The sequence below is a fragment of the Bacteroides eggerthii genome (genome assembly GCF_025146565.1).
GTDB classification, from domain to species: Bacteria; Bacteroidota; Bacteroidia; order Bacteroidales; family Bacteroidaceae; genus Bacteroides; species Bacteroides eggerthii.
Genome location: NZ_CP102258.1, coordinates 3,002,839 through 3,015,017, shown reverse-complemented (window position 1 = coordinate 3,015,017; position 12,179 = coordinate 3,002,839). Strand labels below are relative to the sequence as shown.

At 41.7% G+C, this 12,179-nt stretch carries 12 protein-coding genes; 5 read left to right on the top strand and 7 right to left on the bottom strand.

The genetic code is table 11. The features are described from left to right. Positions 1 to 12: 12 nt before the first annotated feature. Genes NQ546_RS12530 through NQ546_RS12520 form a run of 3 tightly spaced genes read right to left on the bottom strand, consistent with a single transcriptional unit; the run spans position 13 to position 2,221 of the window. Entirely contained in the window at positions 13 to 651 is a 639-nt protein-coding gene (locus NQ546_RS12530; RefSeq protein ID WP_004290772.1) for an MBL fold metallo-hydrolase, read from the bottom strand. Positions 652 to 702: 51 nt separating this feature from the next. Further along, entirely contained in the window at positions 703 to 1,323 is a 621-nt protein-coding gene (rsmG, locus tag NQ546_RS12525) for a 16S rRNA (guanine(527)-N(7))-methyltransferase RsmG (RefSeq protein ID WP_004290773.1), read from the bottom strand. Positions 1,324 to 1,363: 40 nt separating this feature from the next. Next, entirely contained in the window at positions 1,364 to 2,221 is an 858-nt protein-coding gene (locus NQ546_RS12520) for a DUF3298 and DUF4163 domain-containing protein (protein ID WP_004290774.1), read from the bottom strand. 196 nt (positions 2,222 to 2,417) lie between these two features. Here NQ546_RS12520 and NQ546_RS12515 point away from each other — a divergent pair, with 196 nt between their 5' ends. Continuing rightward, positions 2,418 to 4,082, top strand: a complete 1,665-nt coding sequence (locus NQ546_RS12515; RefSeq protein ID WP_004290775.1) for a heavy metal translocating P-type ATPase — start codon at positions 2,418 to 2,420, stop codon at positions 4,080 to 4,082. Between the two features lie 2 nt (positions 4,083 to 4,084). Here NQ546_RS12515 and NQ546_RS12510 read toward each other — a convergent pair whose 3' ends face one another. The 4 genes from NQ546_RS12510 to NQ546_RS12495 all read right to left on the bottom strand — a co-directional run bounded on the left by NQ546_RS12510 (position 4,085) and on the right by NQ546_RS12495 (position 8,299). Then, positions 4,085 to 4,918, bottom strand: coding sequence for a helix-turn-helix domain-containing protein (locus NQ546_RS12510; RefSeq protein ID WP_004290776.1), 834 nt, complete (start codon positions 4,916 to 4,918; stop codon positions 4,085 to 4,087). A 118-nt stretch (positions 4,919 to 5,036) separates the two neighbouring features. Beyond that, a complete protein-coding gene (locus tag NQ546_RS12505; protein WP_004290777.1) occupies positions 5,037 to 5,810 on the bottom strand; it encodes a glycerophosphodiester phosphodiesterase family protein in 774 nt (257 codons plus the stop codon). A gap of 56 nt (positions 5,811 to 5,866) precedes the next feature. Beyond that, positions 5,867 to 7,114: a GntP family permease gene (locus tag NQ546_RS12500; protein ID WP_004290778.1), complete on the bottom strand. Its 1,248-nt coding sequence runs from the start codon at positions 7,112 to 7,114 to the stop codon at positions 5,867 to 5,869. A 30-nt stretch (positions 7,115 to 7,144) separates the two neighbouring features. After that, complete coding sequence (locus NQ546_RS12495; protein WP_029429262.1) at positions 7,145 to 8,299, bottom strand: glycerate kinase family protein; 1,155 nt, start codon at positions 8,297 to 8,299, stop codon at positions 7,145 to 7,147. 330 nt (positions 8,300 to 8,629) lie between these two features. Here NQ546_RS12495 and lipB point away from each other — a divergent pair, with 330 nt between their 5' ends. The 4 genes from lipB (at position 8,630) to NQ546_RS12475 (ending at position 12,177) form a co-directional block, all read left to right on the top strand. Then, positions 8,630 to 9,286: a lipoyl(octanoyl) transferase LipB gene (gene lipB / locus NQ546_RS12490; protein WP_004290780.1), complete on the top strand. Its 657-nt coding sequence runs from the start codon at positions 8,630 to 8,632 to the stop codon at positions 9,284 to 9,286. A gap of 665 nt (positions 9,287 to 9,951) precedes the next feature. Then, positions 9,952 to 10,551 carry a UpxY family transcription antiterminator gene (locus NQ546_RS12485; protein WP_085961407.1) on the top strand — a complete coding sequence of 200 codons (600 nt, stop codon included), beginning with the start codon at positions 9,952 to 9,954 and terminating at the stop codon, positions 10,549 to 10,551. Between the two features lie 36 nt (positions 10,552 to 10,587). Further along, positions 10,588 to 11,064 (top strand): UpxZ family transcription anti-terminator antagonist, encoded by a 477-nt coding sequence (locus NQ546_RS12480; RefSeq protein ID WP_004290782.1) that lies wholly within the window; start codon positions 10,588 to 10,590, stop codon positions 11,062 to 11,064. Positions 11,065 to 11,085: 21 nt separating this feature from the next. Continuing rightward, on the top strand, positions 11,086 to 12,177 hold the full coding sequence (locus NQ546_RS12475) for an MraY family glycosyltransferase (protein ID WP_004290783.1): 1,092 nt from the start codon (positions 11,086 to 11,088) through the stop codon (positions 12,175 to 12,177). Positions 12,178 to 12,179: the final 2 nt, after the last annotated feature.

The following is a 12,179-nucleotide window of genomic DNA, read 5'->3' as shown; positions in this document are numbered from 1 at the left end:
TGTTTAAAGTTATCATCTGAAGAATGGGTTTTCCGCTTTTTCAACGCCAATGGTTGTAGGCGCTCCATGTCCCGGATAAACAATCGTTTCATTGGGGAGTATGAACAGGCGGCTGCATATATGCTCTATCAGTTCGTCAAAGTTGCCTCCTGCAAGGTCGGCACGACCGATGCTGCCTTGAAACAAAACATCTCCGGAGAACATACAATGCTCTGCCGCACAATAATACACCAGACTGCCCGGTGAGTGTCCCGGTACGTGGATTGCTTCCAGTTCAGTGTTTCCGAAAATGATGATGTCACCGTCGTGAAGGTAACTTCCCAATGGTACGGGCGGCTCTTGTAGCTGAAAACCGAACATGCGGCTTTGCTTAGGCGCTTCGTCAATCCAGAACTCATCGGCTTGGTTGGCTTCCGCTTTCAGACCGAATTCTTTCAGCATGAAAGGATTGCCGAAAATATGGTCCAGATGCAGATGTGTGTTCAACAGGTGCTTTACGTTTAGTTTATTGTTGATGATAAAGTTCTTTAAAGCCTGTTTCTCTTCTTCGTAGAAACATCCGGGATCAATGACTACGGCTTCGTTGGTTTCGTCCCACAGTACATAGCAGTTCTCGGGGAACATATTAAATTCAAATCTCTTTATCTTCATGATATGATTTCAGATTTATGATTTATCAACGTTCAACTTAACTTTTAATTCTCAATTGCTAACGTACACTACTTTTTTAGTTTGGAAGAATTCCTCTTCAAAGAATTCTTTCAAATTCCACATGGTGGTTTTGTTTTTGAAAGGCATCGCCTCTTTCTCCAATTCGCCGCCTTTCAGGCAGATTAGTCCATTGGGAAAAACATTCTGCTGTTTGGGGGAGATGTTCTTGCGGATGATTTTCAGTAAATCGGCAAGGGGCATAACAGCACGACTCACTACGAAATCGAACAACTGTTTCTCTTCTTCGGCACGCGCGTGGCGGGTAGTAACGTTTTTCAGTCCGATGCTGTTTGCTATTTCGGTGGCTACGCGTACTTTCTTACCGATACTGTCCACCAAATGAAATTGTACTTCGGGGAAAAGTATAGCCAGCGGAATACCCGGAAATCCTCCTCCTGTGCCTAAGTCCATAATCTTTGTACCCGGTTTGAAGCGAATTATTTGGGCTATGCCCAAAGAGTGGAGCACGTGGTGTTCGTACAGGTTTTCAATGTCTTTACGCGAAATGACGTTTATTTTAGAGTTCCAGTCCGTATAAAGGTCGTACAGTGCGGCAAACTGCTTTTTCTGTTCCTCTGTCAGGTCTGGAAAATACTTTAGGATAAGTTCCATTATTATTTTCTGAATTATGAGTTATGAATGAGGGGGCGGTTTATGAATTACGCACTTCGTTCAGTACCATCGTGCCGTCGCCCAGTAGATGTTGCATCATTTCGTATGGCAATGTGATCTTCACCGGCCCCATTACATAAGGGGCGATGTCGTATACATTATAATAGAATGTAATGCCTTCTTTGCTTAGATAGAAATTTTCGGTGGGTGTCAGGTCGCCGGTAGTGGCGTATCCCATGTCTTCCAGTTCCTGGCGGGTGGTCACTTTATTGTCGGCCATAAGCTGGTTCCACAAGAGATCTGTGAGCTGTTCCTTGTAGTCGCCTACAAAGAGGTCGTCCAAACGGATGGGAGCCAATGTGCGCAGGTCGAGATTGAGGAATGTGGACATATAAATGCCATGTGCGCCGCCGGTATATTCATTGTAGTCGATGCGATAGACGAGCAGATGTCCGGTGTACAGTTGCACGTGGCTTTCTATGCCTTTATAGTAAGAATACCATGCTCCTATGTCTTCGGCACTCTCTTTGTCCTGTTCGTCTTTTCGGTACATCGGCTCCAAGTCTTTCCGGTAGTCGCTAACGTACTTTTCTGTGTATTTCTTTACGGCTTCTTCGGCAGTCATGTTCATATATTTCTCACCGAAGCAGGCAGACAGGAAATAGGTGTTCAGGCTGTCCTTCATCTTTTCGTCGGATGACTTGGAGACATACGTAAGATTGATGATAAGGTTACATGCCGGTTTGGCAGTATCACCGAAGAGGTGTGCCGTTTCATTTACTTGTATACTGTCGAACTCCAACGCTCCGGCATTTTTGTTCATGATGTTACCGCAAGAAAAGAAAAAGCCGCTTGCCGCAAGCAGAAGGACAAGTAGGCTGACAGTTTGCTTTTTCATATTGAATTTCGTTTATAAATCAACATTTCATTCAAAAATCTTTATCGACAAATATAGAACTTATTAACGAACTCCATGCATAAAAAAGAAAAAATTAATTCCTGCAAACGGTTAAAACTTTCTATCTGAACAAACAGCCCATTCCGGTTGTTGCTTTATTAAAGTCAAAGTAACAACCCCCTAAAATATAAATAGAATGAGCAATATATTGAAGAAGGTATGTTCTGCGCAAAAACAGTATTGCGCGGAACATGCCGATAGTATGGAAAGTGGTAACGTAGAGGAACGCAACAGGCATTACCGCAGTTTGAAGATGCAGGCTGCCGGTGCCTGGTTGTTTGCAGTTCCGTTGTTGTTGCTGTCCATATTTCGTGATCATGTGACTTATGGCAATGAAATACAGATGTTGCTGGCCATTCCTGTACTGCTGTTTTTAGGCGTATCTCTCTATACCGATGCCTGGAAACAGTTCCGTATGGGGCGCATTACTATGGATATGCTGATTGCTTTCAGCATGTCCGTGGCTTTTCTTTTCAGTTTGTTCAACACGTTCTTTCCTGATTACTGGTATGAGGTGGGACTTCAGCCGTATGTCTATTACGAAGTGGCTGTACTGACTACTGCTGTGGGGCTGACCGGCAAGGTATTTCGTTTCCTGCCCGACGAATTGCATGATGGTGACCGTATGGCCGGTATCATTTTCCCTGTTTTGACGGGGATTGCGATTCTTGTGTTTGTTATCTGGATACTGTTTGGCGGTATGGAAGCTGTGCCGCATGCTCTTTATTCGGTTATCTCAATTTTTATAGTGGCTTGTCCATGTGCATTGGGACTGGTTACTCCTGTTGCCCTGATGCGTGGAATCGGTAAAGCGGCCCGAATGCATATTTTGATAAAAGACTCTCTTGCACTGGAACGTCTGAGCAAAGCCGATATAGTGGTCTTTGACAAGACCGGTACGCTGACCGAAGGACATCCCACTGTCATAGCTTGGTTGTGGGCGCAGTGTCAGGAAGAATATTTTAAAGAAGTGTTGCTGGCAGCCGAGATGAATTCGACTAATTCGTTGGCAACTGCTATTTCCACCGCTTTACGGGAAGAAGGGATAACACCTGCCCGTTTAGACGTTTGCGAGGTCTTGAAGGGTAAAGGGATGAGAGTTGTCTATAAAGATGCGGAATATTGGGTGGGCAGTCATAAACTTCTGAAGGATTATCACGTTTATCTCTCCGATGTTTTGGGTGATATGCTGGTGGAGTATGAATCCGAAGGCAACAGCATTGTTTATTTCGGACGTAAAAATGAGTTGCTTGCCATTATTGCCGTTAAAGATCAATTGAAAGCTGCCGCACTCGGAGCGGTCAGGGAGTTGCGGGCAAGCGAACTTGATATTTGCATGTTGACGGGTGACGGTGAGCGTACCGCTTCGACCATAGCGGGCAAGTTGGGGATTATACGCTATATGCCCGATGCATTGCCGGACGATAAAGAGACTTTTATACGTGAGCTCCAGTTGCAAGGGAAAATGGTTGTCATGATAGGTGACGGCATAAACGATGTGCAGGCACTGACTTGTGCCGATGTGAGCATCGCTATGGGTGAAAATCCCGATGATGCAACAGTGGAAAAAACAATGGTGGTGATGAAATCCTCCGACTTGCAGTCACTTCCCAAGTTATTCGGCTTGTCTCGCCATACGCTCCGGCTGATGCACCAGAACTCTTTCTGGATGGTGATTTATCATCTGATAGGCGTATTAATAGCTGCGGGTATTCTCTACCCGGTGTATGGCATACTGCTGACACCGATGTTGGCTGTAATCGTCATACTGCTTTCCTGCGTCACGCTGATACGCAGTTAAGATTAGCTGTTCCTATATTCCAGCGGACTCATTCCCATGTGTCTCTTGAAGTACTTTCCGAAGAATGAGGCACTGGGGAAATTAAGCGAATAGGCTATTTCTTGAATAGTCATGTCGGTGGATTTCAGCTTGGCTTTTATGTCGATGATGACAACGTGGGCAATTAGATCCAGTACATTTTTCCCGGTTACCAGTTTGATTGTGGTACTGAGATGTTGCAGGGATATGCCCAGTTTTTCGGCATAGAATTGTGCGCGGCGTTCGGTAGTATAGTTTTCGATAACCAGTTGTATAAATTCCCGGCAGATTTCCTCTTTTCGACTTTTAATTCTGTTTTGGGACTCCGGACGGTTACTGTACAGCTCATTGATCCCATAGAGAAACATGTTCAGCACACTTTGCGCCATTCGTGTTTTGGGCATATACGGTCCGGTGGAGATGCGTGCCAGCAATGAAAAGTAGTCTTTGAAATAAGAAGCAATAGGTTCGTTGAGAGGTATAACGGGTGCTTCTATAATCTTGGAGTACGAATTCATGGTAGACTGGATTATGTTGACCCCGTTGAGGCAATGCTCTGAGAATCCGGCAAATCCAATTCGGACCTTTTCCTTTTGCCCGTAGAACTGAATGATAGTGCCAGGGAGGAGAGTCACAAAATCTCCTTGTTTAATCTCTGTGTCCATTAAATTGATAGATACCGTAATGGAGCCTTCAATGCACAAAGCGAAGATACATGCTTTCAGACGGCATGATTGTTTGTATATGTTCAAAATATCTTCTGTCACATCTGTCCATGCAATCAGGTCTACGGGGAGATCAACTTGAGGAAATTCCATAGTGCTGTCGTTTTTTGGTTTGCGCAAAGTTACACTTTTTTGTGGAAATGAATCGAAAAACTAGGTATTGAACAGGGATTATTTTTAATGGCTATTAAAGCCAAGAATAGTAGTTTGCCTACTGCTTTTCCCGTATTATCTCTTGCAGTTTCACCGGTTCGTTGGTAGTGATATAGTCTATACCTTGACTTATCAGCCATTTTATGTCATCAGTATTGTCTATAGGGAATGCATTTACTTTCATGCCCAAATCATGACATTCTTTAATCCATTCGGGATGTTGCCGGAACACATTTAAGCGGTAGTTTGGTCCGGTACATCCCCATTCTTTTAATTCTTTGGGAGATAGGTCGCCTTCTTGATAATAGACCGGGGTTCCCTTGGGGGCAAGGCGAATAAATTCTTTGGCAACATGACGTGAGAAAGTAATGTATTCCATACGATCTTCCAACTCCATGCCCTTTACCATTTTTAGAATCTTTTTTACGGCACGCGTTTCTTGTTCTCGAGTTTTGTGAGCCTTTAATTCCAAGATGAGGCGGGTTTTCAGGTTACGGGCTTTTTCCAGATATTCTTGCAAAGTAGGAAGGTGCTCTCCATTATCCAATACGATAGCTGTACACTCTTTGACGGTTGATTCTTGCATATTTACTCCTTTGAAAACACTGCTCCAGTTCACCACCAGCTGGTCATCATCGGTGAGCCATACATCAAATTCAGAACCGTAACAACCGACAGAATCGGCTTTCATCAGTGCGGCTATGGAATTTTGTGCCGAACCATTGGTTTTCCAAAAACCGCGGTGGGCAACAATTTGGGTGGATTGTGTCTGTGCATACCCGAAAGTGGTGGGTAATAAGAAAAAAGTGATAATGAGTTTTTTCAGTTTCATAGTGTTTTTTTATTATTGATTGTTTTCGTATTAGTAATATAAAAGGTTGCTAAAGATTATATCACAATGAAATAGAGGAACACGCTGCTTATTGTCAAGATCAAACCAATAGCAGTTTCGTAAACAATAAGTTTTAGCAATTCCTTGACTCCCATGCCTACTGCTCCGCCTGTTGCGTGGAAAAAGGAACCATGAGGAAGATGATCCAGTACGGTGGCTCCTGCATTAATCATGGCAGCTCCCCAAGTGGCGGCTACTCCTGCTCCAAGTATAGACGGAGCAAATGAAGCGGAGGCGATAGTGGCCCCTGCTGTGGTGGATGCAGTGGCGGCACACATCAAAATACCTGATAGAGGTGCCATAATAACTCCGCCATCATTCCAGTTGGCAAGCAGATGTATTAAAATATCTTTAATGTCCGAGGCTTTTATAATACCTGCCAAAGCACCTGTGCCAATTAGAAGTATAGCGATAGAGGACATTTTCTCTAATCCATAGGACAGGCATTCATTGGTCTTATGCCAATTGCGGGTTGCTATAATTCCCGCTATTCCTCCTGCCGATAAAGCAACTAACGGATCAATGGCAATTCCAGCCAAAGGACGGAGTGCAAGTAGGGCTACGGTTACAATCGGTGCAACCATACTGCTTAGGAAAGAAGGAAGGTGCTCTTTCTCTTCCGGCAATTTATAAGGTTGCAAGGTTGCATTCTTCGGCAATAGAGGCACTATGACATATACTGTAAATAACAATCCAATAAGTGCCGGTATTATATTGGCAGCCATAACAGAAGGCAATGATGCTCCAAAATTCTCGGCGGCAATAATGGTATTAGGATTGGGTGAAATAATATTTCCGCATTTTCCTCCGCCGATCATGGCTATTAATAATTTACTTTTAGGCAAATTGAGCCTGCTTCCGGCAATGAGAGCAATAGGAGCAATAGTGATAACCGCTACATCGATGAATACTCCAATGCCGGTGAGCAACATGGCAGCCAAAGCGAGAGCTAAATAAATTCGCTTCGGTCCAAGTTTTTTAATGATAGTTTCTGATATGGTGGAAGCTGCGCCTGTTTTTACCAGCATTCCTGTAAGCACTCCCGCTGCTAATATACGTATAATGGCGGGCGAAATCTCCATTATTCCGGATATCATCTCTGTAACAGTATTTTGTAATCCCCATCCCGACAGTAATCCACCGATTAACGCACCTAAAATAAGACTATATACAGGGGATACTTTTTTGACAATTAATATAATAGACAAAGTCAGCCCTAACATTGCCGCTAATGCACTGTTCATATCGTATTTTATTAGTAGTTTAAATTATTCTTATTTGTTCTCAGTATAATATTTTATTGTGGTTAGGATTTGCTCTACCGTAGACTGCATGTTGGCTGTTGCCGAATCCTTCTGCATGGCTTTTTCAAGACTTATAGGAGTATTTATGATAGAATATATACCGATAAAGCCCATTTCTTTAAGTTCCTGGCATATTTCCACTGATCCACCTATTGCAAGGGTAGGGATCCCTTTTTGTTTGGCATGTCTCAATATCCCTGCTGCAGTTTTGCCCGTAGCAGTTTGAAAATCTATCCGTCCCTCTCCTGTAATGACCAGGTCCGCTCCTTCAAGAATCGAATCAAACCCAATGGCATCAAGCACCATTTCAATACCTTTGGTTAGTCTGGCATTCAAAAAGGCTTTAAAAGCACCACCTAATCCGCCGGCTGCACCTGCTCCACTCAATGGTATTATGTCTTTTTGGAATTGCTCTGCTATAATTTTAGCAAATGAATACATGCCATCATCCAAAGCCTTTACCATTTGAGGATCTGCTCCTTTTTGGGGAGCAAAAACATGTGCTGCTCCATTAAGCCCGCAAAAAGGAGTATTGACATCGCAAGCCACAATGAATTCTGATTTTCGTGCTTCGGGCACAAGAGATGACATATCTATCTGAGCAATGGATTTAAGATCTTTGCCACAGCCTTTTAACCTTTGTCCTTGGCTATCAAAGAATTTCACTCCTAATGCAGAGAGCATGCCTGTACCTGCATCATTAGTAGCACTGCCGCCTATTCCAACCAAGAATTTGCGGCATCCCCTGTTCAATGCATCTAAAATCATTTCACCGGTTCCATATGTAGAAGTAATCCAGGGATTTTGTTCATCAGGAAGCAATAGCGGGAGACCACTGGCAGAAGACATTTCTATAACAGCCGTTTTTACACCGTTTAAATTAACAACTCCATATTCTGCTTCTATCGGTCTTCCTAAAGGGTCTGTAACAGCAGTTGTATACAGATCCCCTCCTAAAGATTTAATAATGGCCTCTACTGTTCCTTCGCCACCGTCCGCTACATTTGTTTTGATAACATTACACTGTGGAAAAACGTTCTTAATTCCTATTTCCACAGCATTAGCCACTTCTATTGAAGTTAATGAGCCTTTAAATGAATCCGATGCTACAATAATTTTTTTCATGTCTTTCATGTTATTTTGTGTTTATAGTATCTGAGGCACAAAGTTATTAAAATACAAAAATGTGATATGCGCTTTTAATAAGAATGAGACTTGTCTCTATGCCTTGGTAGTTGCAAAATTATGAAAAAATCAAATTCAGTGTTATATTTCTATATAAATTTGTTGTTGCAAAATGATATAAAATGCTGAAATTTACTACTAATATGATGTCCCTTTTTGGAATATCGTGCTTTTGCATTAGTTTAATTGAGGCTCAAACATAGCCCTTAATCATAAATTATGTGATTTGGTGATATACGGAGTATGAAATAAATGTAGTACATTTGCTCTATGAGACTGGAAATATCTGATTGGAGAAACGTTCCCTATGCTGAGGCATGGGACAGACAGACGGCTTGTTTTGATGCGCTTGTGCATGCCAAACAAGTGGGAGAGGAGTATGTAAATCATATTATACTCTGTGAGCATCCGCATGTATATACGCTGGGGCGCAGTGGCAAGGAAGGCAATATGCTGCTGAGTGAAGAACAACTTAGTGCAGTAGGAGCTTCGTTGTATCATATAGACCGGGGAGGTGATATTACTTATCATGGGCCGGGACAGCTTGTTTGTTATCCTATCCTGAATTTAGAAGAGTTTTCTTTGGGTTTGAAAGAGTATGTGCACTTGCTGGAAGAAGCGGTGATACGTGTCTGTGCTTCTTATGGGATAACTGCCGGTCGTGTGGAGAAAGCTACCGGTGTATGGTTGGATGGAAACTCTCCACGTGCCCGTAAAATCTGTGCTATCGGTGTGCGTAGTAGCCATTATGTCACAATGCATGGCCTGGCCCTCAATGTTAATACCGATTTATGCTATTTCAGCTATATCAATCCTTGCGGATTTATAGATAAAGGGGTAACTTCGCTTCAAAAAGAGTTGGGAAAGGAAGTGCCGATAGAAGAGGTAAAGAAACGGCTTTGCAATGAATTGAAAGAACTGCTTTAAGATATGTAATCAATGAAAATATAGTTAGTTAACATCTTCTTTGTAATGATGTTAACTTCTTGTATTGTAATAAGTTAACTTGCTGTTTGCATGATGTTAACTTATTATAGTCAATGATGTTAACTTCATTGCGGGCTTTTTTGATTCTACTTTGCTAATATTGAAAAATAGGGGGAAGATAGGCTTGAGAAGTGTTTTTTAAACGTTCGTTTAATAAACACCTTTCAGAAGCAAACGATATAAAGTGGAAATATATGAAAAAACGCAAAAGTTGACTGATATAATTACAAATGATTATTATCTAATAAACAGGCATTTAACTTATATGCTAGCTATAAAATCCAAAGATTTCCTATCAAACATTTTGCCAATACAAAAAACTACCATATCTTTGCGTTTATTAAACGAACGTCTAAAAACACATATTTGTTTTTAAATTATTAGTTTTCAGCTCCTTAAAAGAGCTTATTGATCACATAACTGTTTCAACATTCTCTTTCTGTGATAGTGGGGAATTTTGGGATAATATGGATGCAGACTAAACTATTGGAAATAATTGCATTACATGAATTGATCGGAAGGTACTTTGTTACTCCGGTGTCCCCAAAGAATATCCTTTTCACACGACTTTATTTTATCCGAAACCTTACGATTATTACTTGGTAATGCCACGTTCATCAGAAAATATTCAATCTGAATCGCAGTATATTTCTAATTGTCAATTAAAGAGAGATTGCCAATTACATTGGTATGTTGTCCGCGTAACTTACAGTCGTGAATTGTCTCTCAAAGACTATTTGGATAAGGCGGATATAGAGAATTTCATTCCCATGCATTATGAATATATCATGAGAAACGAACGTCGTGTTCGCAAGCTTGTCCCTGCCATACACAATTTAGTCTTTATCCGTTCCACGCGTGCATGTATTGACGAAATTAAAAATAATTATGCTCTGAATATTCCTGTCCGTTATATTATGAATCGGGAAACTCGTCAGCCTGTCATTATTCCGGATGCACAGATGCGCAGTTTCATATTAGTTGCGGGCACGTACGATGAGGCTGTTATTTATGTGGAACCGGAAGAACTGAAGTTAGTGAAAGGTACTAAAGTACGCATCACAGGCGGAGTTTTTGAAGGAGCTGTTGGCGAGTTTGTGCGTCTCCGTCACGACCGTCGTGTAGTGGTGAATATAGAAGGTGTTATGGCAGTTGCTACTACATTCATCCATTCCTCACTGATAGAACCGATAGAAAATATCTGAATATTTGTAAATCAATAACTTCTATATCTTAGAAAAATGAACGATCACGTTTCATCTTTGTACACTCTTGCCCATGAACTTCTGAACTTGGGCATGGACGATAGTCCCATTTACAGCGGCCACTTCGCCCGTTTGAATCGCGAAGTTTATGAACAAGCTCTTAGACTGTATAGCGCTCCGGAAGGTGACACTCCGGAAGAAGAAGCCAGGCTTTGCCTTTCTATTTTAGTAGCCCTAAATGCTACTTTTTATGATAATGGCCGCAAACAACAATATATCCAGCATCTTCTCGACCGTTGTTGGAATGTTCTTGATAGACTTCCTGTTTCGCTTCTGAAAGTTCGCCTGCTTACCTGCTGCTATGGTGAGGTTTATGAGGAAGAATTAGCCAAAGAAGCTCATTCCATTATTGATACTTGGGATATATCTTCATTGACTTCCGAACAAACTGAAATAATCGGTGAGTTAAGAAATTTAGAAGAGAATCAATATCCTTTTGAGGTTATAGATTAATTCTGTTTGACATTTATTGTAGTGAACTTCATTTTTATAATTCTGATATTTCTGATATCGGCAGTTATCGCCCGTATCCTGATACCGCGTATTTTATTGATATCCCTGCGCAAGAAACTTTTTGACATTCCGGATGATCGCAAGGTACATAAGAGAGCTATTCCGCGTTTAGGTGGCGTGTCTTTTTTCCCCACCACCTTATTTGCTTTCTGTCTTGTTTATACTTTCCGTTTGTTAGGAGGTGACAGTGTTTCAACACTTTATGCAAGCTATCTGTTACCGGAGTTATTGTTATTTGCCTGCGGTATGACTTTACTTTATCTGACAGGTATTGCTGATGATCTTGTTGGCGTCCGTTATCGTCAGAAGTTCGTTATTCAAATCTTCTGTGCCTGCCTTTTTCCTTTGTCAGGACTTTGGATAAACGATTTGTATGGTTTATTCGGTATACATGAACTTTCGGTCTATGTAGGTATACCTTTCACCATACTGACAGTAGTTTTCATCACCAACGCCATTAATCTGATAGACGGAATTGATGGTCTTGCTTCCGGTTTAAGCAGCGTGGCATTATTGATTTTCACTTTTCTTTTTATAGAGAAAGGACTTTGGAGTTATGCCATGCTCGCTGCAGGCACTTTCGGTGTGCTTGTCCCGTTTTTTTATTACAACGTATTTGGCAGTGTGGAGCGTGCCCGTAAGATTTTTATGGGAGATACGGGCAGCCTTACTTTAGGTTATACGCTTAGCTTCCTTGCCATAAAGTACAGTCAGCACAATGCGGATATAATGCCGTATACCGAAGGAGCTTTTATCATAGCTTTCAGCACTATGATTATTCCGGCGTTCGATGTGGTACGTGTTGTTTTGGTCCGTATTCGTGAGGGACATAGCCCTTTTGAACCGGATAAGAATCATATCCACCATAAATTACTGGCGATAGGGTTGTCGCCGAGAAAGGCAATGCTGAGTTTGCTTTTCATGTCTTGTTCTTTTAGTGCGGCCAATATTCTGTTAGTACCTGATGTAAATAATACGGTGCTGCTGGTGGCTGATATCGTGATTTGGATAGGGCTGAATCTGTGGTGGGATTATTTGAGAGATAAGAAATAAAA

Excerpts from the sequence above, each read along its gene's own strand:
- NQ546_RS12505 (WP_004290777.1), bottom strand. The coding sequence starts at position 5,810 with ATGAAACTGAAAAAACTCATTATCACTTTTTTCTTATTACCCACCACT.
- NQ546_RS12520 (WP_004290774.1), bottom strand. The coding sequence starts at position 2,221 with ATGAAAAAGCAAACTGTCAGCCTACTTGTCCTTCTGCTTGCGGCAAGC.
- NQ546_RS12495 (WP_029429262.1), bottom strand. The coding sequence starts at position 8,299 with ATGAAAAAAATTATTGTAGCATCGGATTCATTTAAAGGCTCATTAACT.
- NQ546_RS12500 (WP_004290778.1), bottom strand. The coding sequence starts at position 7,114 with ATGAACAGTGCATTAGCGGCAATGTTAGGGCTGACTTTGTCTATTATA.
- NQ546_RS12510 (WP_004290776.1), bottom strand. The coding sequence starts at position 4,918 with ATGGAATTTCCTCAAGTTGATCTCCCCGTAGACCTGATTGCATGGACA.
- NQ546_RS12530 (WP_004290772.1), bottom strand. The coding sequence starts at position 651 with ATGAAGATAAAGAGATTTGAATTTAATATGTTCCCCGAGAACTGCTAT.
- lipB (WP_004290780.1), top strand. The coding sequence starts at position 8,630 with ATGAGACTGGAAATATCTGATTGGAGAAACGTTCCCTATGCTGAGGCA.
- NQ546_RS12480 (WP_004290782.1), top strand. The coding sequence starts at position 10,588 with ATGAACGATCACGTTTCATCTTTGTACACTCTTGCCCATGAACTTCTG.
- rsmG (WP_004290773.1), bottom strand. The coding sequence starts at position 1,323 with ATGGAACTTATCCTAAAGTATTTTCCAGACCTGACAGAGGAACAGAAA.
- NQ546_RS12515 (WP_004290775.1), top strand. The coding sequence starts at position 2,418 with ATGAGCAATATATTGAAGAAGGTATGTTCTGCGCAAAAACAGTATTGC.
- NQ546_RS12485 (WP_085961407.1), top strand. The coding sequence starts at position 9,952 with ATGCCACGTTCATCAGAAAATATTCAATCTGAATCGCAGTATATTTCT.